The 20130-nt window shown below is 61.4% G+C and carries 18 protein-coding genes; 9 read left to right on the top strand and 9 right to left on the bottom strand.

Features of this window, described 5'->3' with window-relative positions; genetic code table 11:
• The 3 genes from ACXWUF_RS05085 to ACXWUF_RS05075 all read left to right on the top strand — a co-directional run.
• Positions 1-197: hypothetical protein (locus tag ACXWUF_RS05085; protein WP_458493579.1), on the top strand; the 197-nt coding region annotated here is incomplete at its 5' end.
• A gap of 125 nt (positions 198-322) precedes the next feature.
• Positions 323-877, top strand: a complete 555-nt coding sequence (locus tag ACXWUF_RS05080) for a hypothetical protein (RefSeq protein ID WP_458493581.1) — start codon at positions 323-325, stop codon at positions 875-877.
• Positions 772-1278, top strand: coding sequence for a sulfotransferase domain-containing protein (locus ACXWUF_RS05075; RefSeq protein ID WP_458493580.1), 507 nt, complete (start codon positions 772-774; stop codon positions 1276-1278). Before ACXWUF_RS05080 ends, ACXWUF_RS05075 begins: the two co-directional genes overlap by 106 nt.
• 36 nt (positions 1279-1314) lie before the next feature.
• Here the strand turns inward: ACXWUF_RS05075 and ACXWUF_RS05070 are convergent, their stop codons facing one another.
• Positions 1315-2283, bottom strand: coding sequence for a glycosyltransferase (locus ACXWUF_RS05070; protein WP_458493578.1), 969 nt, complete (start codon positions 2281-2283; stop codon positions 1315-1317).
• Between the two features lie 118 nt (positions 2284-2401).
• Here ACXWUF_RS05070 and ACXWUF_RS05065 point away from each other — a divergent pair, with 118 nt between their 5' ends.
• Positions 2402-3334, top strand: a complete 933-nt coding sequence (locus ACXWUF_RS05065) for a glycosyltransferase family A protein (RefSeq protein ID WP_458493577.1) — start codon at positions 2402-2404, stop codon at positions 3332-3334.
• Between the two features lie 62 nt (positions 3335-3396).
• Here ACXWUF_RS05065 and ACXWUF_RS05060 read toward each other — a convergent pair whose 3' ends face one another.
• The 3 genes from ACXWUF_RS05060 to ACXWUF_RS05050 are packed head-to-tail and all read right to left on the bottom strand — an operon-like array spanning position 3397 to position 7050.
• A complete protein-coding gene (locus ACXWUF_RS05060; protein ID WP_458493576.1) occupies positions 3397-4281 on the bottom strand; it encodes a glycosyltransferase in 885 nt (294 codons plus the stop codon).
• A gap of 22 nt (positions 4282-4303) precedes the next feature.
• Positions 4304-5206, bottom strand: a complete 903-nt coding sequence (locus ACXWUF_RS05055) for a glycosyltransferase family 2 protein (RefSeq protein ID WP_458493575.1) — start codon at positions 5204-5206, stop codon at positions 4304-4306.
• Positions 5203-7050, bottom strand: coding sequence for an ABC transporter ATP-binding protein (locus ACXWUF_RS05050; protein ID WP_458493574.1), 1848 nt, complete (start codon positions 7048-7050; stop codon positions 5203-5205). Before ACXWUF_RS05050 ends, ACXWUF_RS05055 begins: the two co-directional genes overlap by 4 nt.
• Before the next feature lie 206 nt (positions 7051-7256).
• Here ACXWUF_RS05050 and ACXWUF_RS05045 point away from each other — a divergent pair, with 206 nt between their 5' ends.
• Entirely contained in the window at positions 7257-8939 is a 1683-nt protein-coding gene (locus ACXWUF_RS05045) for an ArnT family glycosyltransferase (RefSeq protein ID WP_458493573.1), read from the top strand.
• Positions 8940-8967: 28 nt separating this feature from the next.
• Here ACXWUF_RS05045 and ACXWUF_RS05040 read toward each other — a convergent pair whose 3' ends face one another.
• Positions 8968-9426, bottom strand: a complete 459-nt coding sequence (locus tag ACXWUF_RS05040; protein ID WP_458493572.1) for a DciA family protein — start codon at positions 9424-9426, stop codon at positions 8968-8970.
• A gap of 158 nt (positions 9427-9584) precedes the next feature.
• Between ACXWUF_RS05040 and secA the strand changes: the two genes are divergently transcribed.
• Positions 9585-12293, top strand: coding sequence for a preprotein translocase subunit SecA (secA, locus tag ACXWUF_RS05035; RefSeq protein ID WP_458493571.1), 2709 nt, complete (start codon positions 9585-9587; stop codon positions 12291-12293).
• Between the two features lie 9 nt (positions 12294-12302).
• Positions 12303-13514, top strand: a complete 1212-nt coding sequence (gene argJ, locus ACXWUF_RS05030; RefSeq protein WP_458493570.1) for a bifunctional glutamate N-acetyltransferase/amino-acid acetyltransferase ArgJ — start codon at positions 12303-12305, stop codon at positions 13512-13514.
• A 68-nt stretch (positions 13515-13582) separates the two neighbouring features.
• Here argJ and ACXWUF_RS05025 read toward each other — a convergent pair whose 3' ends face one another.
• Entirely contained in the window at positions 13583-13858 is a 276-nt protein-coding gene (locus tag ACXWUF_RS05025; RefSeq protein WP_458493569.1) for a cupin domain-containing protein, read from the bottom strand.
• A gap of 194 nt (positions 13859-14052) precedes the next feature.
• Here ACXWUF_RS05025 and ACXWUF_RS05020 point away from each other — a divergent pair, with 194 nt between their 5' ends.
• Both ACXWUF_RS05020 and ACXWUF_RS05015 read left to right on the top strand, forming a co-directional pair.
• A complete protein-coding gene (locus ACXWUF_RS05020) occupies positions 14053-15750 on the top strand; it encodes an SWIM zinc finger family protein (protein WP_458493568.1) in 1698 nt (565 codons plus the stop codon).
• Between the two features lie 147 nt (positions 15751-15897).
• Positions 15898-17505, top strand: a complete 1608-nt coding sequence (locus ACXWUF_RS05015; protein ID WP_458493567.1) for an NAD(P)-binding protein — start codon at positions 15898-15900, stop codon at positions 17503-17505.
• A 19-nt stretch (positions 17506-17524) separates the two neighbouring features.
• Here ACXWUF_RS05015 and ACXWUF_RS05010 read toward each other — a convergent pair whose 3' ends face one another.
• The 3 genes from ACXWUF_RS05010 to ACXWUF_RS05000 form a co-directional block, all read right to left on the bottom strand.
• Positions 17525-17941, bottom strand: a complete 417-nt coding sequence (locus tag ACXWUF_RS05010; protein ID WP_458493566.1) for a hypothetical protein — start codon at positions 17939-17941, stop codon at positions 17525-17527.
• Positions 17942-18171: 230 nt separating this feature from the next.
• A complete protein-coding gene (locus ACXWUF_RS05005) occupies positions 18172-18927 on the bottom strand; it encodes an alpha/beta hydrolase (protein ID WP_458493565.1) in 756 nt (251 codons plus the stop codon).
• A 224-nt stretch (positions 18928-19151) separates the two neighbouring features.
• On the bottom strand, positions 19152-19805 hold the full coding sequence (locus ACXWUF_RS05000; RefSeq protein ID WP_458493564.1) for an NYN domain-containing protein: 654 nt from the start codon (positions 19803-19805) through the stop codon (positions 19152-19154).
• Positions 19806-20130: the final 325 nt, after the last annotated feature.

Raw genomic sequence — 20130 nt, 5'->3', positions numbered from 1 at the left:
CCATCGGCCGCAACGGCCAGCACCGCTACAACAACATGGACCACTCCATGCTCACCGGGCTGTACGCCGCCCGGAATGTGCTGGGCGAAGCGCTGGACGTGTGGTCGGTCAACACGGGGGCCAGCTACCACGAGGAAGGCGAGGGCGCGTCGAACGGCCTGAGCGGGGACCGGTTGGTGCCGACCCCATTGCGCTAGGGCCTCGCTCGTGCTGGACGAGTCATCGGCCCTCACGCTCATAATCAAACCTGATTAGCAATGAAGTTCAGTGAGAGGCTTTTTGTCCCCTCCCCCGTTGGGGGAGGGGACAAAAACGGCCCCGAATGAAGTTCCTTTCTAATCAGGTAATCAAATTTCCGAATACCATGGACATACATCCCAAATTTCCCGACTTTCTCATCCTCGGAGCGCCCAAAGCCGGAACGACGGCCATGTTCCGCGCCTTGGAGCAGCACCCCCGAATCTTCTGCTCACCGGCAAAGGAACCGCGTTATTTCATTAACCCAGGGTGGCGGCCCGACTATCGCGACCCAGGCGCGGAGGTCCGACTCAGAACGATTGTTGTGGAAGAAGCCGACTATCTGCGCTTGTTTTCTCAATGCCCGCCGGATGCCAAAGCCGGTGAGGCCAGCACAGCTTATCTACAATCGGCTGAGGCTCCCGCCCATGCCGTCCGTTACGTGCCAAATGTCCGGCTGATCACCGTCCTGCGGCATCCCGTCGAGCGGGGCATTCCCATTGGTTGCATCTCCGCCATCTCGGCCACGAGAACATTAGCGATTTTGAAACGGCATGGGTTGCGCAAGACGAGCGCATCGCCCAAGGCTGGCGACCCGCCTGGCATTACCGCAATCATGGGTATTACGGACGGCATTTAACTCATTGGCTGAAATTCTTTCCACGGGAACAGTTGCTCATTCTTTTCTACGAGGATTGGCTGGGGCGGCCTGTGGAAACCTTGAACCGTGTGTTCCGCCACATCGGCGTTGATCCGCTGGAAAATCCTGTCATCCCCAGGGAAAATGTCAGCTCCCGCCAACCTCGCTGGGCTTGGCTGCATTACCGGATGATGCAGGACAACGCCCTTCGCTTTTGGGCGCAACGGACTTTGCCGTTGGAAGTGCGTGACGCCATCACCAAGCCCATCAAGAAACTCAACCTGATTACGGGACCGAAAATCGACCCTGCCCTGCGGGCCAAGCTAGCCGTCGCGTTCCACGAGGACTTGTCCGCGCTGGAAGCGCTGACCCAGCGCAACCTCGACGCTTGGCGATGCTGATTCCGGGTTCGCCTGGGAAACAGAAGGTGGGATTGGCTAGGGCAAGCTCCACCGCCCGGGTAGGCTTATCAGTGATTCGGATAGATAGCCTTTGGCGAAGGAAATCTCCCAATCGGCTGAAAACATCCGCTGGTTGTCCCGCTGCCGTCGGGCGATTAGCCGTCTGACATAGCCAGCGCCAAGGCGTGGATACTTCCAGAACAATGCGAGCCAGGACAAATGACTGACTTCCGTGTAGCCCAGCCTGTCCTGATGGTAAATGTGTTTGCCGAGGCGATAGGCGCGGCGGATGAGCCAGGCCCGCTCCATTTGCTCGGGCCGGATCAGGTGCCCCACGCGGGCGTCGTCAACAAACCACGCTTTGCAGCCTGATTGCTCGACGCGGCAGGTGAACTCCACCTCGCTACCCATGATGTACTGGCCGCTCGCAGGCCCCACGGTTTCGTTGAAGCGGTGTCCGGCTGCGAAAACCCGTTGCCGCACCGCCATGTTGGCGCCCCAGACCTGATTGGCCGGTACCTGTCCCGGCATTGTGGTGGTTGGCGTGATGGCGTAGGCAGCTCCCAGGTTGACCCACTGTGGAATCCATTCCGGTAGTTGGTGTGGCCAGATTGGCTCGATCCGTCCGGCGAAAAGATCGAACTCGGGATGTTCCGAGGCCGCCCGCCGCAAGGCCGCGAGCCAGCCGCTGCGGGGAATAGCGTCGTCGTCGGTGAACACGACCAAATCCCCCTCGACATAATCCAAGCCCCGGTTTAAGGCGATATTTTTGCCACGCGTTTCGATACGTAATGGCAGTAGCGGTAGATTCTTGGCATAGCTTGCGAGAATATTGGGCGTCTCGTCGGTGCTGGCATTGTCAATTATAATTAAACGCCATTTACCTTTTGGAGATTCCAGGCGGAGATAGGAGTCCAGAACGCGGGGTAAGGTGCCGGAGCCGTTATGAGTGGCCATCAGTATCGTAAGCATCTTCTCTTGTTTTGTAGTGGTGGTTTTGTTCATTGCGGCGAATGCTCGCGGAACGGGTTGATTTGCGATGGTTGTGAATCCAAAACCGCCTCGTCTTTAAAGCAGTAAAAGGCTTTTCACCAATAACTACCTTTTTGCGGGAGTTTTAGCTATGAAACCACTGGTTAGTATTGTCATCGAGAACCAAACGGCTGAATTGTCCACTGAGCCTCATGTTATGAGAAACCTTCGGGAGGCGCTGCGGCAAATCGAAAGCCTTCCCGCCCCTGGCGGCGAGGTCATCCTGGTTTCCAGTAAAGCCTCCCAAGACCTGCCCGAAGGCATAAGGTATATCGTAGAGCCAGGCAAGGAATATTATGCCCTGAAGAATGCGGGCTTTCGGGAGGCTTTAGGCAATATTGTTATCTTCACAGATTCTGACTGCCGACTCGGAGATAATTATGTTGCCCGAGTGCTTGAGTTATTTAATAACCATCCCGAGATTTCCTGCGCCTTTGGCCGCACTTACTACGATGGGAAAGGTTTTCTTACCACGTTGAATACGGTGCTTTCCTTTGGTTGCCTGCATGATCCAGCGGTGAAGTCGGCGGAGCAGGTAGCTATTCTCAGTCATAACGTAGTTATTCGTGCCGCTGATGCCTCAGATACCCCGTTTGGGCCGTATATTGCCCGAGTGGAAGGCGACGCTTGGTTGACGGAATGGTATCGCTCCCGGGGGCAGACGCCGATTCTCGACCGGGATTTAGTGGTTTACCACGAAGACTCTTCCTATTCTCTAAAACTGCGACTTGACCGGCAGTTGCGGGAGATACTTTACTTTCTCCGCTCACAGGAGGAATTACGCCCCTGGCGAAAAGGAGCCTGGGTCGCCCTAAGCAAGGCGCTGACATCGGTGTGGTGGCGCAGCCAAAAACTGGTTCGATATGGCCGTCATCTGGACATGGGTGCCGCCAGCATAACCCTCGCCCTGCCTGTCGTTTTGGTCTACGCGATTCTGGACATTATCTCCGTATCACTCATGATCGCGGTGCCTGCCTTAGGCAACAGGTGGTTCCGCTATCAAAACGGCGACTTGATCGCGTAGGTTCTTCGCCGGGCCTCGGCGGGGTAGTCGGTCAGCGAGCGATGCCTGCGAACTTCATTCGGCTAGGAACCGCCGCGTTCGCGACTATAGCCCGCCAAGTTTGCGGCATGGGTGCAGAACGCCAGCGTCGCCAGCGCCATCCCTCGCCAAAGGCCATTCCCAATGAGGGGCCGCCGGAAAACGCTTTCGAGCAGCCAGCGGCGGTCCGATGGCAGCGGCGCCAACCCCATCTTGCGCCGAGCCTGCCGTAATCGAAAAGCTCCCCGACCATAAGCGAAGTGCTGTCGCCAGAAGCTGCCGCTGTCGAGGTGGTGGTAATGGCGGATCAGCGCCGCCGGGACATATCGCATCGCGTACCCACGCGCCAGCCAGCGCCCGCACAGTTCCCGGTCTTCCGAGGCATACCGGAGGGTTGCCGTATCGAACCCGCCCATTTCTCGGAACAACGCCGCCGGAAGGCTCAGGTTGTTGGAGGCGAAGAACCGCAGCGGCGAAGCGCGGGTTTCGCAGTAATCATAGAACCAGGCTTGCATGACTTGGCTGGCTTCGGAATAGATATTCCCGGACACCCCGTTCAGTGTGCGGCCCCCTAACAGATCATCGGGCCGGGTTTCGAACCGCGCCGCAAAGGCCCGCAGCCAGCCGGGTTCGGGCCTGCAATCGTCGTCGGTGAAAGCCAGATAGTCGCCAACCGCCCCCGCCGCGCCGGTATTGCGGGCCGCGCCGGGTCCGGCGTTGGCTTGGCGGAACAAGCGGATATCCAGCTGGTCCTGGAATTCCGTGACGAGGCCGCCCAACGGTTGGTGACCGCCATCGTCCACCACGATCACCTCGTACCGATCCGCCGGGTAGTCCAGCCCGGCCAGCGCCTCCAGGCAACGCCGCAGCGGCTCTGGCCGGTTGAAAGTGGGAATGACGATGGAAAAGCGGGGAAGCTCGATGCTCATGGATAAGTCCTGATGGGGTGATTCAATCGGCGCGGGGAAACCATAATCCCAGCCACTCGCCCAGCGTCCAGGCCAGCACCGCCGCGCCGGTAAATGGCAGGCTCAGCACGAACCCCCGCCGATATGCCCCCGACCGGAACACCTCCCGGCCAATCCGGTATAGCAACACGAAGGGCACCAACGGCGCGGCCAGCCCTTGCAGGCGCCGCCGGGCCACCGGCCAGCGCCGGGCGTCGCCCCGCATCTCCGCGAAGGCTCGGCCATGCTTGAACTTGCGGCTCAACACCAGAGCCAGCGCGTCGAGGCCATGATGGCGGACCCGGATGGCCGGATCGAACAGCACGGCGAAGCCGGCCTCTAGGATGTGCCAGCACAGCAGGGTGTCCTCGCAATAACGGGACTCTGAAAACGGCCCGAACCGCTCGAAGGCCCAGCGCTTCACCGAACAGCACGGGGTCGCCAGATCGGCGACCGGAATGGGTTGCTCCGAGCGGCGGGGCAGCCACGGCGCGAAGCTGGCGAAATGGTAGCCCCAGGCGGCGCCGTTGGCGGGTTCCGCCTGGTCGATGGCGCCACCGATCAGGGGCGCGGCGTAGCGGCGGTGGCTTTCCACCACTCGCGTGAGGCCGTCGGGCGCCAGTTCGCAATCGGCATCCACGAACAGCAGGATGTCGCCCCGCGCCTCCCGGGCGCCGAGGTTGCGGGCCACACCTGGAAACTTCCGCTCGGCGAACAGCAGGAACCGAGTGGAGGGGAAACCTGCCGCCAGCGGGGATTCGCCAGCTTCCGAACCGCTGGCGACCACAATGGTCTCGAAGGCAATGCCGCCCGCCTGCCGCTCCAAGGCTTCCAGGCATCGGGGCAGCGCGGCCCAATCCCGGTAGGCCGGGATGATGACCGACACTTCGATGGATGCGCCAGTCATAGGGCGTGTACTGATAGCGAAACGGCCGCCGTCCCGTCGTCACCGGCGATGCCGAGCCAGTGGGAGCGGTACAGAGTAGTGAACAGCCCGCCCCGCTCCAGCAATTCCCCGAACCGGCCCTGCTCGGCGACCTGGCCCTGGTCCAGCACCACGATCCGGTCGGCCCGCTCGATGGTGGACAGGCGATGCGCCACCACCAGCACCGTGCGGCTCTGCCCCAATTCCTCGATGGCGGCCTGGATGCGGGTTTCCGAAATCGGGTCCAGGGCGTTGGTGGCCTCGTCCAGGATCAGGATGTCCGGGTCGCGCAGGATGGCCCGGGCGATGGAGAGGCGTTGCCGCTGCCCGCCGGACAGCAGCAGGCCCCGGTCGCCCACCAGGGTGTCATAGCCCTGCGGTAGCTCCGCGATGAACTCGTGGGCATGGGCGCGCCGGGCCGCCGCGATGATGTCCGCCTCGCCCGCGTCCAGCTTCCCGTAGGCTATGTTGTCCCGCACCGTGGCGTTAAAGACGTGGACATCCTGGCTGACCAGGGCAAGGCGTTCCCGCCAGGAGGCCAGATCGAATTCGGCCAGGTCGCGATCATCCACCAGGATGCGGCCGCCGGTGGGTTCGTAGAACCGGCACAGCAGGTGGATCAGGGTGGATTTGCCGGTGCCCGATGGGCCGACGAAGGCGATGGTCTGGCCGCGCGGGAGGTCCAGGTCGATATTCCGCAGTACCGCCTGGTCCTTGCCCCGATAGGCGAAGGAAACATTCTCGAAGCGAACGCCCCGGTCCAGCCGTTCGGGGCGGGCCGTTCCGGCGCGGGGATAAGGCTTGCCCCGGCTGTCCATCAAGTCCAGCACCGCCTCGACTGCCGCGTTCCGCGACAGGATCACGGCGAACTGGGTGTTCAGGCTTTGAATCTGGGGCAAGAGCCGCAGCAGCATGAACATCACCGTCGCCAGCACGGGCAGTGGGAGTCCGGTTTTCAAGGCTAGGAACACCATCCCCATCAAGGCTATGGCGGCTAGGCCTTCCGACAGCGGATGGGCGAGGGACACCAGCCGTTCCTGCTTGATTTCCAGGCGGTGGCTGGTCAGGGACGCGGCGGTGAAGCGCTCCGTCTCGTAGGCCTCCCGCCCGAAGGCGTGGATGGTGCGGATGCCGGCCAGGGTTTCCTTGATGCCCTGGCTCAGTGCGTTGTAAAGGCCCAGGTTGCGTTTGCCCAGCGACTTCACGCCGCTGACGACCCAGCGCACGAACTTGGACAAGACCAGCAGGGTCACCACGACCCCTAGGGTCAATTTCCAGGCGATGGCCATGAGCAGCAGCGCGAACACCAGCACGGTGCTGGCGTTGAGGATGATCCAAAGCAGGCTGGATACCGAATAGGCGGCATCCAAGGCGCCGTTAACAAGGGTTTGTTGCAGGATTCCCGCTGGCCGGGCGTCCAGATATTCCTGAGAGACTGCCAGAATTTGCCGGTACATTCGGGTTCGCGTGTCGTACACGACGCGGCTTCTGATCCAGGCGGCGAGTCCGGTGAAGGCGTAAGCCAGGACGATCTTGAGCATGATCGCCGCCAGAATAAGCCCGGTGATGGCCCCGGCACGGGATTCCGCCGGGAACAGTCCGACTAGGTCGTTGATCCCGCGCAGCAGGGGGCTGTTGGTGGCGCCCGCCGGGGCACCGCCGCCTTGCAGCAGCGGGATCATTAGGCCGATGCCCAGCCCTTCCAGCAGCGAGGCCATGACGCCCAGCACGACGAAGCCGGCGGTTTGCCAGGCGTAGGGCGCCAATAACGGTAACAGGCGTTGAATTGGATGCAGCTCTTTGAAGAAGATCGTTTTATTTGCCACGCGGAATCCGGCGCCGATGGAAGGAGCGGCGAAGAATACTAAAATCCGGCGAGAATAGCCGTATCCCATCCGAACGCTAAAGCCTCAATCCGTCCGGGATTGGCGTCCACCACCCGCCTAAATCAATGGCGGCATGGGAGATGGAGGATAAAAACCATGAACTTGGGCAGCGACCCTGACCCTTTCTTGTAGAAAACCAACCCACCATGCGACAGTTTCTCCTCGGTCTCGGCCAAACTCCCGCCGTCTCCTATTTAATCCCGGTCGGCTACATCCTGCTAAGCGTCTGGGTTGTCTTCATTCACTACCATCTGGCCGAGACCGTATTCGGCGCCAGCCTCGCGGCCAGCGACCCACCGGCCCACTTCACCTCGGGCGTGATGGTGTACGACTACCTGCGCGACGCCCTCGGCAGCCATCCCATCCGGTTCGCGGAATCCTTCTACGTGCGCTACCCCAAGGTCGCCATCGGCCATTGGCCGCCGGTGTATTACGGCGTACAGGCGGCGTGGTACGAGGTGTTTGGGCCGACGGTGGACAGTGCGCTGGCCTTGAGCGCGGTCATCGCGGCGGCGCTGGCGGGGCTGTTGTTCCGGCGGCTGCGGCCCGTCTATGGGGCGGATGTGACGGCGGGCGCGGTGTTGGTGTTCCTGGCCCTGCCGTGGATTCAGCGCACGGCCTGGGCGGTCATGTCGGATTTGCTCACCGGATTGTTGGTGTTCCTGGCGCTGCTGGCGTTTTCCGACCTGCTGGAAAACGTCCGCTCCAACCGGGCGGCGGTGCGGTTTGCCGGCTGGTCGATCCTGGCGATTCTCGCCAAGGGCACGGCTTGGGCGCTGGGGCCGTTCGCCCTGTTGGCCCCCATCCTGGCCCGCCGGATGGGCTGTTTCAAAGCCTGGCGCTATTGGGCTGCCGACGCGGCCATCGTGGCCCTGGCCGCGCCGTTTTATCTCCTGATGCGGCAGTCCCAGATGGGGTATCCCGCCGAGGCCGTGGCCGTGGCCGCTGCGGGCAAGGCATTCAATTGGATGAAGCATCTGGCGCCTCTGCAATCCCTGCCGAATTTGGCTCCGCCGCTGGTGTGGGCGGTGGCGGCGGTTGGCCTCGGGAGCTGCGTGTGGGCACGCTGGCGGCGGAACGATCCGGCGTTGTGTACGACCGACGGCCTGGTCGCGGGAGCCTGGGTTCTGGCCCAGGCCGCTTTCCTGTTCGTCCTGCCCCTGACCCGCGAGCCACGGGCGCTGGTGCCAGCGCTGGCGCCGCTGGCGTTGCTGGTGGCGCGGGCCATGGGCCGGGCCAGTGGTGCTGGCGGTTGGCGGTGGACCCCGGTCCTGCCGATCCTCTTGTCCGGACTGGCGGTGTTCAGTGCGGAAGAGGTCTGCCTGAGCCGGGTGGATGGCTACCGGGAGGCGGCGCGGGCGATCCCGTATCCGCCCGAGGGTGCGCTGGTGATGATGGCGTCGGACCCCGCCGGAGAAGGGGCCTTCATCGTGGAGCGGCTGATGGCCGATGACCGGCGGGCGGGCGTCGTGCTGAGGGGGGGGCAATGGCTGGCGGAATCGGACTGGATGGGGGCACGCCGCCGCCCCCTGTTCGACAGCGCGGAACAGGTGAGGCAGGCCCTCAAGGATTTGCCCGTGCGCTATGTGGTGATCGACGGTTCCGCCGGGGATTCGCCGGACCAGCGCCTGTTGCGGGAGGCGGTGGAGGGCGACCCGGCGGCGTTCCGGCTGTTCGGGCGGTTCCCGGTGCTGGATAGCCTGGGGGTGCGGGCGGGGGACATCCGGATTTACGAATCCCCGGCGGCGGGGGCGCGGCATCCTGAGGCCGTGCGTGTCCGTTTGGGCATGGAGCGGGGTGGCCGGGTGCTGGAATATCGCTGGCCCTGATGACGGTGGGGCCGCGGCACCTGTGTCGTTACGGCTCGGTTCCGCTGGCTTTCAGGAGGGTTCGGCTGAGCCGCAACAGGGCTTCCCCGATCTCATCCGGCGAATTGGCGGCACCGTCGCGGAGTGTCTTGACGGCGCGGGACGTGGGCGGCTGGAGGGCGGGCGGGGGCTTGCTTTTGGGTGGGGCCATCACCGACAGCAGGTTCCGCACCTGGAATTCCCGGAACCGCCGCCCGGTGATTTCCTCAAGCCGGGCCAGCAGGCTAGGCCCATAAAACCGTAGCTGCGAGGCGAAAGCGGGCGTGTCGGCGTAGATCAGCAGGCGTTCGCCCTTGGGGACGCAATGCCGACAGTGGGAGGCGAGGAATTCCGGCAGACATGCCTGGACGGCTTGCAGCAGACGGTTTTGCTCGGCCAGTTGACTGCCGAGGGAGGCGAGGATGTCGCCCTTGATAAAACGGCGGGCGGGTTCCGGCTTAACGGCCATGGGCGATGTCCGGCGGGGTGGGGAAGGCGGGCGGCGGCGGGCCGGGCGGGAAACTTGTTGGAACGCCCGTCCTCCAAGTTTTGCATTCATTATAAATGCACTGTTTTTGCGGTATCATCGTCGGATTGTATTCAGTTCGGACTGGGAATAAAACCACAATGCTAGGCAAGCTGGTCAAAAAGGTCGTCGGCAGCCGCAACGACCGCATCGTTAAGAAAAAAAGCAAAATCGTCAAACGCATCAATGCCTTGGAGCCGAAGTTCCAAGAGCTATCCGACGAAGCGCTCCGCGACAAAACCCAAGAATTCCGTCACCGCCTGGACCAAGGGGAAACCCTTGAAGCCATTTTGCCGGAAGCCTTCGCCGCCGTCCGCGAGGCCTCCCGGCGGGTGCTGAACATGCGCCATTTCGACGTGCAGATGATCGGCGGCATGATCCTGAACGACGGCAAGATTTCCGAGATGAAGACCGGCGAAGGCAAGACCCTGGTCGCGACGCTGGCCGCCTATCTCAACGCGCTGCCCGGCAAGGGCGTGCATGTGGTCACGGTGAACGACTACCTGGCCCGCCGCGACTCGGAATGGATGGGCCGCATCTACCGCTTCCTAGGGCTGAGCGTGGGCTGCATCGTCAGCAACCTCAGCACCGAGGATCGCCGCGAGGCTTATGGCGCCGACATCACCTACGGCACCAACAACGAGTTTGGCTTCGACTACCTGCGCGACAACATGGCCTTCAGCCAGGATCAGCGGGTGCAGCGGGACAAGTTCTTCGCCATCGTGGACGAGGTGGACTCCATCCTCATCGACGAGGCCCGGACGCCGTTGATCATCTCGGGCCAAACCGAGGACCGCAGCGACCTTTACCAGAAGGTCAACGTGCTTGTCCCCAAGCTGGTCAAGCAGGAGAAGGAGAACGGGCCGGGCGACTTCACGGTGGATGAGAAAGCCCGCCAAGTCTTCCTCACCGAAGAAGGCCACGAACACATTGAGCGCCTGCTGGTGCAACACGGCTTGATACAGGCCCATGAAAGCCTGTACGACGCCCGCAATATCCGGCTGATGCACTACATCAACGCCTCGCTGAAAGCCCACGGGCTGTTCCAGCGGGACGTGGACTACATCGTCCGCGACGGCCAGATCATCATCGTCGATGAGTTCACGGGCCGCGCCATGACGGGGCGGCGCTGGTCGGAAGGGCTGCATCAAGCGGTCGAAGCCAAGGAAAACGTGCAGGTCCAGAACGAAAACCAAACCCTGGCCTCCATCACCTTCCAGAACTATTTCCGCCTGTATAAAAAGCTCTCGGGCATGACCGGCACCGCCGACACCGAGGCACCGGAATTCCATCAAATCTATGGCCTGGAGGTGGTGGTGATTCCCTCCAACCGGGCGATGGTCCGCAAGGACATGGGCGACCTCGTGTACCTCACGGTGCGCGAGAAATACAACGCCATGGTGGTGGACATCCGGGACTGCGTGAAGCGCGGCCAGCCGGTGTTGGTGGGCACCACGTCCATCGAGAACTCCGAGGTGATTTCCAAGCTCCTGCAACGGGAAAAGATTCCCCACCAAGTGCTGAACGCCAAGCACCACGAGCAGGAGGCCCACATCGTCGCCCAGGCTGGCAAGCCCGGCGGCGTGACCATCGCCACCAACATGGCCGGTCGCGGCACCGACATCGTGCTGGGCGGCAGCCTGGAGGAAGACACCGCCCACCTCGACCCGAGCGATGGCGCGACCCTGGCCCGCGTCAAGGCTGACTGGCAGGCCCGCCATCAACAGGTGGTGGAATCTGGCGGTTTGCACGTCATCGGCTCGGAACGCCACGAATCCCGCCGCGTTGACAACCAGTTGCGCGGCCGCTCGGGCCGCCAGGGCGACCCCGGTTCGTCGCGCTTCTATCTGTCCCTGGAAGACCCGCTGATGCGCATCTTCGCCTCCGACCGCGTGGCGGGGCTGATGCAGCGGCTCGGGATGCAGGAAGGCGAGGCCATCGAGCATCCGTGGGTGACGCGGGCCATCGAGAACGCCCAGCGCAAGGTGGAAGCCCGCAACTTCGACATTCGTAAGCAATTGCTGGAATACGACAACGTCGCCAACGATCAGCGCAAGGTCATCTACCACATGCGCGACCAGTTGATGAAGGCCGAGGATATTTCCGAGACCGTCACCGCCGCCCGCGCCGACGTGATTGTCCAGCTTTTCCCGCAGTACATCCCGCCCATGACGCTTGAGGAGCAATGGGATATCAAGGGCTTGGAAGAAGCTTTGGAGCGGGACATCGGCGTCAAGCTGCCGGTGCAGCAATGGCTGGACGCCGACCAGCGCTTGGATGAGGAGCGTCTGCGCCATCAAATCGTTGACCAGTTAGAAGCGATCTACCAGGACAAGGTCGCCCGGATCGGCGAGAAGGTCATGCGGCATTTCGAAAAGACCGTGATGCTGCAAGTCCTCGACAATTCCTGGAAGGAACACCTCGCCGCCATGGACCACCTGCGCCAGGGCATCCACCTGCGCGGCTACGCCCAGAAAGACCCCAAGCAGGAATACAAGCGCGAAGCCTTCGAGATGTTCACCAACATGCTCGACGAGATCAAGCAGGAAGTCATCGGCATCGTGTCCAAGGTGCAAGTCCATACGGAAGAGGACGTGCGGGTCATCGAGGAGCAGAACCAAACGCCCCGCGAGATGCAATATCAACACGCCGAGGCGGTCGCGCTGGGGGCCGAGCCGGAAGAGGAAACGCCGCCTCAGCCGATGTCGGCCCAGCCCTTTACCCGCGATTTCGACAAGGTGGGCCGTAACGATCCGTGTCCTTGCGGTTCCGGTATGAAATTCAAGCAATGCCACGGCAGGCTGGACTGAGGTTTGGCGATGAGTTCGGCTGAATATGAATTGGAGTTCCTGCCTGTCCCCGGCATTCGGCTGGGGACGGCGGGCGCGGCCATCAAACGGCAGGGCCGCGACGATGTGCTGGTGATCGAAGCCGTTGAGGGCGCCACCTGCGCCGCCGTGTTCACCCGCAACGCTTTTTGCGCCGCGCCGGTGGTGGTGGCCCGCGAGCATCTGGGGCGGGCACCGCGCTGGCTGCTGGTCAACTCCGGCAACGCCAACGCGGGCACCGGAGCGCGTGGCCTGGACGACGCCCGCGCCACCTGCCGGATACTGGCGGAACAGGTCGGCGCTGCGCCCGAGCAGGTGTTGCCGTTTTCCACCGGCATCATCGGCGAATATCTGCCGGTGGACAAGATTGCCGCCGCGCTGCCCATCGCCTTCAGAGCGCTGGACGAAGCCAACTGGCCCAAGGCGGCGCGGGCCATCATGACCACCGACACCCGCCCCAAGCTGGTGAGCCGGGCCGTCGAAATCGCGGGGCAGACGATCACCGTCACCGGCATTTCAAAGGGGGCGGGAATGATTCAGCCCAACATGGCGACCATGCTGGCCTTCCTCGCCACCGACGCCAAGGTCGAGGCCAAAGCCTTGCAGGATTGTCTGGCCGAATCCGCCGATCTCAGCTTCAACTGCGTCACCGTGGACGGCGACACGTCCACCAACGACGCTTGCGTGCTGCTGGCTTCCGGGGCGTCCGGCCTGCCCGAACTGAGCCGGGACAGCGCGGATTTTCCGCTGTTCGCCCAGGCGGTGCGGGATGTTTGCGCCGAACTGGCCGAGGCCATTGTGCGGGACGGGGAGGGCGCGACCAAGTTCATCCGCATCGTCGTGGAGGAAGCCCGCGATGCCGACGAGGCCCGCAGCGTTGCCAAGACCGTCGCCCATTCGCCCTTGGTCAAGACCGCGTTTTTCGCCAGCGATCCCAACTGGGGCCGCATCCTCGCCGCCGTGGGCCGGGCCGGTTGCGTCGGGCTGGACATCGACCGCGTGTCGATTTGGCTGGGGGAGGTGCGCATCGTCGAGAGCGGTGGACGCGCTCCCGACTACACAGAAGAAGCGGGCGCCGCCGTCATGGCTCAGAAGGACATCACCGTGCGGGTGGCCCTGGGCCGGGGCGATGCCGTGCAGACGGTGCTGACCTGCGATTTTTCCTACGATTATGTCCGCATCAACGCGGAGTACCGCACTTAACGGCCCGGCTTGATTGGCACAGAAAAAGGCGCCCGAAGGCGCCTTTTTCATGTCACCCGCAGGCGGAATCAGCCGTGCTTATAATGCTTCCGCAGCGGCTTGACCACCTGCCAATCGGTATCCAGCCCTTCCGGGAAAACCACCAAATCGCCCGGCACGATCCGCACCGGCTCGCCGCCCTTGGGAGTAACTACAATCTCGCCTTCCAGCACATAGGCGGTTTCCTTCTCGTCGAAATCAATCGAGAACTCGGAAACCTCCTTCTCCCAGATGGACCAGCGGGCCACGCCCAGTGCCTTCAAACGCTCTTCGCTCGGGTTATGCTCGATGGTAATTTCGCTCATGGTGTACTCAATGTGGTTGGTTATATCGAGGCGCGATTTTAGCATCTTCGCGTGCGGCATCGCGGCAAGGCGTAACGTGATTCCCCGTCTTCCCAGTTAAACTATGCCTTTGTGTCGGGACTCGACGCATGCCCCTCTGAGCCAAGCCTTCCGCAAGATAAGGGGCAGGGCCATCATCACAGGATCAATCCCCCATGACCGACCTCAACGACTGGATCAGCCACGACGCTTTGCTCGACTTCGCGGGCCAAACCATCTTCTCGCGGGGCGAAACCTATTTCCGCCAAGGTGCCGTCAGCCGCTTGCGCGACGCCGGCGGCAAGGTCAGCGCCCGCGTCGAGGGCACCGAGCTTTACGAGGTGGCGCTATGGACCGACGGGGAAGAATTCAACTACGACTGCACCTGCCCGCACGCCGCCGAGGGCAATTTCTGCAAGCACTGCGTCGCGGTGGGCTTGGCCTTCCTGGCCGAGCGGGCCGAGACCGGCGGGCCGGTGGCGGTGTATGGCCGCGACCCGTGGGCCATGATCTGCGAATACCTCGCCCTGCAACCGCCGGAAACCCTGCTTGATTTGCTCATGGACGCCGCTCAGCGGGACGACGGGCTATACCGGAACTTGCTGCTCAAGGCCGAGCGAGCCAGCGGCTCCTTCGATCTGGTTAAGACCTTCCGGCGGGAAATCGACGGCGCCACCCGCAACGCCGACGACGAGGAATTGCGCGAGTTGGTTGATTCCCTGGCGGAACTCCTGGAACCCGACAGCGCCGAAGCCCTGGTCGATCTGGCCGAATACGCCATCGAGAAGGTGGAGCAGGCCCAAGCGCGGATGGAATATTACGAAGAGAGCGACATCCACGAGCTGCTGCAAGAACTCAGCGAACTGCACTACAAAGCCTGTGAGATGGCGCGACCCGATCCGGTGTTGTTGGCGGAGCGGCTGTTCCGCTATGAGGTCGTGAAGGGTTTGAGCAACTTCCACAACAGCCTGAGCGAATACCGCGAGGTGTTGGGACCGTCCGGGACCAAGCGCTTCCGGGAGTTGGCCGAACAGGCTTGGCACGAGACGAGTCCCTCGGACAAGCGCAACGACTCTCGGATCGCGGGCATCATGGAGAACTTGGCGAAAGAATCCGGCGACATCGACGGCCTGATCGCCATCAAGGCCCACGATCTATCGTCACCCTGGCGCTATCTCAAAATCGCGGAAATCTGCCGTGATGCGGGCCGCGCCGATCAAGCCCTGGATTGGGCCGAGCGGGGCATGGCGGCGTTTCCCGGCCGGCAGTCCGACAATCGGCTGCGGGACTTCCTCGCCGAGGCGTATCTGGCGCGGGGGCGGCGCGACGAAGCGTTGGAATTGATCTGGGCGCAATTCGCGGAAAGCCCGCGCCTTGACCAATACCAGAAGCTGAAGAATATGGCGGAGCGCTTGGGCGTTTGGCCGACACAGCGGGAGCGTGCCCTGGCCGAATTGGACGCCGCCATCGCACGGGGTGTGAGCGGTGCCCCGCACTGGACGGGTCGGCATTCCGGGCCGGATCATTCCGAGCGGGTCCGCATCGCCCTGTGGGAGAGCGACCCGGACGCGGCCTGGGACGCCATGCAGCGTGGCGACTGCCGGGAGGATTTGCGTCTGGCGGTGGCCGGTCAATTAGAGGCGTCCCGTCCCGCCGACGCCTTGCAGGTGTACCGCGAGGTGATTCCCAAGCTCATCGAGCAGACCAACAACACCGCCTACGAGCAGGCTATCACGCTGATTCGTAAGGCCAGCGGGCTGATGAGCCTACTCGGGCAGACCAGCGAATTGGTGGATTATGTGGCCTTCCTGCGGGTGAACTACAAGGCCAAGCGAAACTTCATCAAGCTGTTGGATGCCACGTTCAAGCTTTGAGTCCGCTTGTAGGTCGGGCATGTACTCATGCCCGACGCCCTCGCCCGGAGCCGCCCTGGAGTACAAACTTCAGTTTGTAGGAAACTTCAACAGCTTACGTTCCTGCCCAAACTAAAGTTTGGACTCCAGCACACCCTCCCATCCCGAATGCACCGCCGCCAAGTCCTCCTTTCGCTACTCGCCGGTCTGGGCGCGGGCCTGATTCCCCGTTGCTCAGGCCACGATCCCCGCCCCGCTGGCCAATTGCTCGGCCCCTCCTTTTTGACCGGCCATCGCTTGCGCGGTCATAGCGACTGGCCCGCCCCGTCGGAACAACGCCGAACGCCCTTGCTCATCGTCGGCGGCGGCATCGCCGGGTTGTCCGCCGCGTGGTGGCTGCAACGCAGTGGCTACACCGGTTTCCGCCTGTTGGAACTGGACGCCCAGCCCGGTGGCAATAGCCGCTGGGGCGAGAACCGGGTGTCGGCCTTTCCGTGGGGTGCCCATTACCTGCCGCTGCCGGGGGTGGAATTGCCCTGGGTGCGGCTGTTGCTGGCGGATTTGGGCGTGCTGCGGGGCGACCCGGACGCCCCCGAACCCCGCTACGACGAGCGCCATCTGTGCTTCGCGCCGCAGGAGCGCCTATTCCTGCACGGCGCTTGGCAAGAAGGCTTGCAGCCCAAGCGCGGCACCGGGCGCGGCGATCAAGCGCAGTTCGAGCGCTTCCTCGCCTTGATGGATGACCACCGCCAGCGGCGCGGCGCTGATGGGCGACGGATGTTCAGCCTGCCCATGGCGGAAAGCTCGCGGGACGGGCGGTTTCTGGCGCTGGACCGAGTGTCCATGCGGGATTGGCTGGCCGGGCAGGGCTTCGATTCGCCCTATCTGCATTGGTATGTGAATTACGCCTGCCGGGACGATTTCGGCTGCGACCACGGGGACACCTCGGCCTGGGCGGGCCTGCATTATTTCGCCAGCCGCACCGGCGGCGGCGCGGACGCACGGGAAGGCGCGGTGCTGACTTGGCCAGAGGGCAACGGCTGGCTGGTGCGGCGGCTGTTGGAGCGGCTGAAGCCGTGGATCGACACGCGGCAACTGGTGTTCCGGCTGGCGGAAGAGGCGGGCGGCGTGGCGGTCGATGCCTTCCAGCCAGACACCGGCCAAGTCGTGCGCTGGCGGGCGGAACAAGTGGTGTGGGCCGCGCCAAGTTTCCTGTTGCCGTGGGTGTGCGCGGGACTGCCGGAACCTTTGCGGCGGGCGGCGGGGGCGTTCGAGTATGCGCCCTGGCTGGTGGCGAATCTGACTTTGGATGGCTTCCCGGCCCGTGGCAACGGCGCGCCGTTGGCCTGGGACAACGCGCTGTTTCAGAGCCAATCGCTGGGCTATGTGGTCGCCACCCATCAAGCGTGGCGCAGTCGCCAGACCGAAACCGTGCTGACTTACTACCGGCCTTTGAGCGAGGTTGGTCCGACGCAAGGGCGGCGGATGTTGTTGGAGCGGACTTGGCACGATTGGGCGGAGGACATTTTCGCCGACCTGTCCCGGCCCCATCCCGATATTCGGGCGCTCACGGCCAATGTCGATGTTTTCCGCTGGGGCCACGCCATGGTTCGGCCCCGGACGGGTTTTCTATTCAACGGCGGGCGGGAAGCCATGGCGGCGGGATCCGGGCGGATACACCCGGCCCATTCCGACTTGTCTGGGTTTTCGCTGTTCGAGGAGGCGCAGTACCGGGGGATTATGGCGGCGCGGCGGGCTGTCGAACGGCTTGCCTGAACGGCAGGGCGTTCAAGGGTTAGGCCCACGCCTTGGCCGGGATGAGGCGCGTCTGTATCGTATTGCTTTTGGGGCGAAACAAGTTCATGCCTTTTCGGGCCAAGTCGAGAATGGTGGCCGAACCGTCCTTTGAGCCCTCGGGGACGAGCGCGGCGGTTTTATACTTTTCGTCCAAGCGCTCCGTGGCGAGGACCACCCTATCCACCAAGCGCGGCGCATCCGCATAATGAAGCGTGAGCATCCGCACATCGAACTGGCCCTGAGCTGGCAGGTCAACGGGGACGCAGATGACACAGGTTTTGGCGTTGGGCCGCACTTCCTGAGAATGCACGATCCAAACCATGTCGTTCTGGCTCGCGGAAACCTGCGTTAAGGTCAAGCCGTAAGGAATGCGGTGGTCGAGGCGTTTCGAGAGCTTCAAGCGATAGCACGGCATGGCGGGCCTCTCACTGAGTGATGGCTAATGGGTTGCCGTTAGGATATGGCAACACTACCGCTTGAAGCTGTGATGGCTTGACGGGAAATCGTGTGAATATTTACAAAGCGGGCTGGGATGGGATGTGGGTTTTGATCCAGATTGGGGCGGTAGGTCGGGGTGACGAAGGAACCCCAACCCAACGCCAACCCTCGAAATGTTGGGGTTCGTGCCTCACCCCAACCCACGTGCTAATTTCTTATCTTTACTCGACCTTCAAACGACCAATCGTTGTGACCGCCAGTGATGAGTGTCAGTTTTGATCCCGGTATGGCAGTGGCAAGGGCTTTGGCATGTCTTATCGGGATAACATTATCGAATTCAGCCCCGATAATTTCCACCGGACCTTTATAGTTTGAAAGAGCCTTTACGTTGTCCCAGTTATTTTTTAATAACAGACGTACAAGAAAAGCGGGGAAGTGGTCTTCGGCGACTAAGGACAGCTTGTCAAAAGGCACAATGAGAGCGAATTTGTCCGGTGATTGATTAAGGCTAGAAAGGGTTGATGCGGGGCCAGATCCGATTGATTCGGCAACCACGCATACAGAGACACGAGGGTGCGTTTCTCTCAGGAACTCGTAAGCCTCTCTGGCGGCCTGATCAAAAGCCTCTTTTGACGGAGTGCCTTTACGGTTCCCATAACCAGGATATTCAAGGATATATACGGAATCCCCAGAGGAGAAACTCGGTATTGCGTACAGGCGATCAGACGCCTGACCGCCATTTCCGTGAAGCATCAGCCATACGTTGCTGGGGGATTCTACTTTTCGGGAGTAACCAATCACCTCACCATTTTTAATCCACGGTGTCAGACTGTTGTCATGGGGTCTATGGGTCGGATAGAACAGCAAGCTCCGTTCAATTGTTGAACAGCCGCTGATTCCCAAAAAGATAAGGCCCATCAGAAAGAAAGCTATCGATTCCAGTCTCATATTGGTGTCGAACAAACAAACCAGCCAGCGTAGCTCGGATGAAGCGTAGCGGAATCCGGGATGATCCCGCGCCGCTATGGCCCCGGATTCCGCAAGGCCCCATCCGGGCTACGCTGGCTAACGTTCAAGATCAGCGGAAACGCCCTTCGGGAAGCTTGACCGAAGTCGGAAACTTCGAATAACCACAGCAACAAAAGAAAGAAGCAAAGGGCGTTTTCCGCTGCATCGACTCGTTAGGCTCATGCTACGGACTGTTCGGCTACGTTGTTGAGCAGTAAGTCAGGTTCAACAGTAGATGCATCTTCTGCTGTTGTATCTGTTGCTTCGACAAAGAAGTATTTATCTAACGGGATAAATTCATCAACAACAAAACGGATGTCGTTACATAAACCTGAAGAAAATGCGGATGCATATGCTTGCTTGCCGCTATGGACGACTTCTTCAAAAAGCTGAATGAAGTCACCATCTCCGCTAAATAGCCAAATTGTTTGTGCGTGATCGCGATAGCAAGCACGCATTACGTCGACTGCGATCATAATGTCACAAATGCCTTCCTTTCGTGACTTTTTACTTTTCTTTCTCACAAATGGAATGAATTGACCGGTTTGACTAATTGTTTGATTGCCTAAACTTCTTAAGGTATTGCAAGTGAAAGTGGTATGAGAAATTTTTTCGCGTACTTCTCTAACCAGATTATCGTCTCCAACGACACTGGTGTAGTAAGATAATCGCTTAAGGTTCCAATAGTGATCTTTGAGGATGCGTGGATTCCATACAAAGCAGTCGTCAATAATAATATTATCTGGTGCTGGAATTGCACCGGATTTAACCATGTCTTGATATCGCAAGGACAGGTTTTCACCATCTATAAATATTAGTGTGCTATCAATCATTTTTGTCAGAGCCTAACGTGAAATAGACCCCCTAAAAGGCGTCTTTTATTACACCATTTAGGGCGTATAAGACGATTTGATCCCCCGCTAACCCGTATGTACGTTGTGTCGGCTATTTTTAGCGGGGTCATTTCGTAGGATTTCTTATACACCCCAAGCCTGTATCAGGCAAGTCCCACCCGTTTGATCGATTCCAAGGCAGCGGACAAGCCAAACGTTACGCCCAAAACATATGCCGCCCCAACAACCGCCCCGCGAACTCCAATCCCGCTACATTCAACGAAAGATACCCCGCCCATATCCGCCGCCACTGCGCCTCACCCGC

The organism is Methylomagnum sp. (genome assembly GCF_054333355.1).
Note: the sequence above shows the minus strand (reverse complement) of the source record. Positions and strands in the feature narration are given on the sequence as shown.

Bases quoted from the DNA above. Each gene is read 5' to 3' on its own strand.
- ACXWUF_RS05080 (WP_458493581.1), top strand. From the start codon at position 323: ATGAAGTTCCTTTCTAATCAGGTAATCAAATTTCCGAATACCATGGAC.
- ACXWUF_RS05070 (WP_458493578.1), bottom strand. From the start codon at position 2,283: ATGAACAAAACCACCACTACAAAACAAGAGAAGATGCTTACGATACTG.
- ACXWUF_RS05065 (WP_458493577.1), top strand. From the start codon at position 2,402: ATGAAACCACTGGTTAGTATTGTCATCGAGAACCAAACGGCTGAATTG.
- ACXWUF_RS05060 (WP_458493576.1), bottom strand. From the start codon at position 4,281: ATGAGCATCGAGCTTCCCCGCTTTTCCATCGTCATTCCCACTTTCAAC.
- ACXWUF_RS05055 (WP_458493575.1), bottom strand. From the start codon at position 5,206: ATGACTGGCGCATCCATCGAAGTGTCGGTCATCATCCCGGCCTACCGG.
- ACXWUF_RS05045 (WP_458493573.1), top strand. From the start codon at position 7,257: ATGCGACAGTTTCTCCTCGGTCTCGGCCAAACTCCCGCCGTCTCCTAT.
- ACXWUF_RS05040 (WP_458493572.1), bottom strand. From the start codon at position 9,426: ATGGCCGTTAAGCCGGAACCCGCCCGCCGTTTTATCAAGGGCGACATC.
- secA (WP_458493571.1), top strand. From the start codon at position 9,585: ATGCTAGGCAAGCTGGTCAAAAAGGTCGTCGGCAGCCGCAACGACCGC.
- argJ (WP_458493570.1), top strand. From the start codon at position 12,303: ATGAGTTCGGCTGAATATGAATTGGAGTTCCTGCCTGTCCCCGGCATT.
- ACXWUF_RS05025 (WP_458493569.1), bottom strand. From the start codon at position 13,858: ATGAGCGAAATTACCATCGAGCATAACCCGAGCGAAGAGCGTTTGAAG.
- ACXWUF_RS05020 (WP_458493568.1), top strand. From the start codon at position 14,053: ATGACCGACCTCAACGACTGGATCAGCCACGACGCTTTGCTCGACTTC.
- ACXWUF_RS05015 (WP_458493567.1), top strand. From the start codon at position 15,898: ATGCACCGCCGCCAAGTCCTCCTTTCGCTACTCGCCGGTCTGGGCGCG.
- ACXWUF_RS05010 (WP_458493566.1), bottom strand. From the start codon at position 17,941: ATGCCGTGCTATCGCTTGAAGCTCTCGAAACGCCTCGACCACCGCATT.
- ACXWUF_RS05000 (WP_458493564.1), bottom strand. From the start codon at position 19,805: ATGATTGATAGCACACTAATATTTATAGATGGTGAAAACCTGTCCTTG.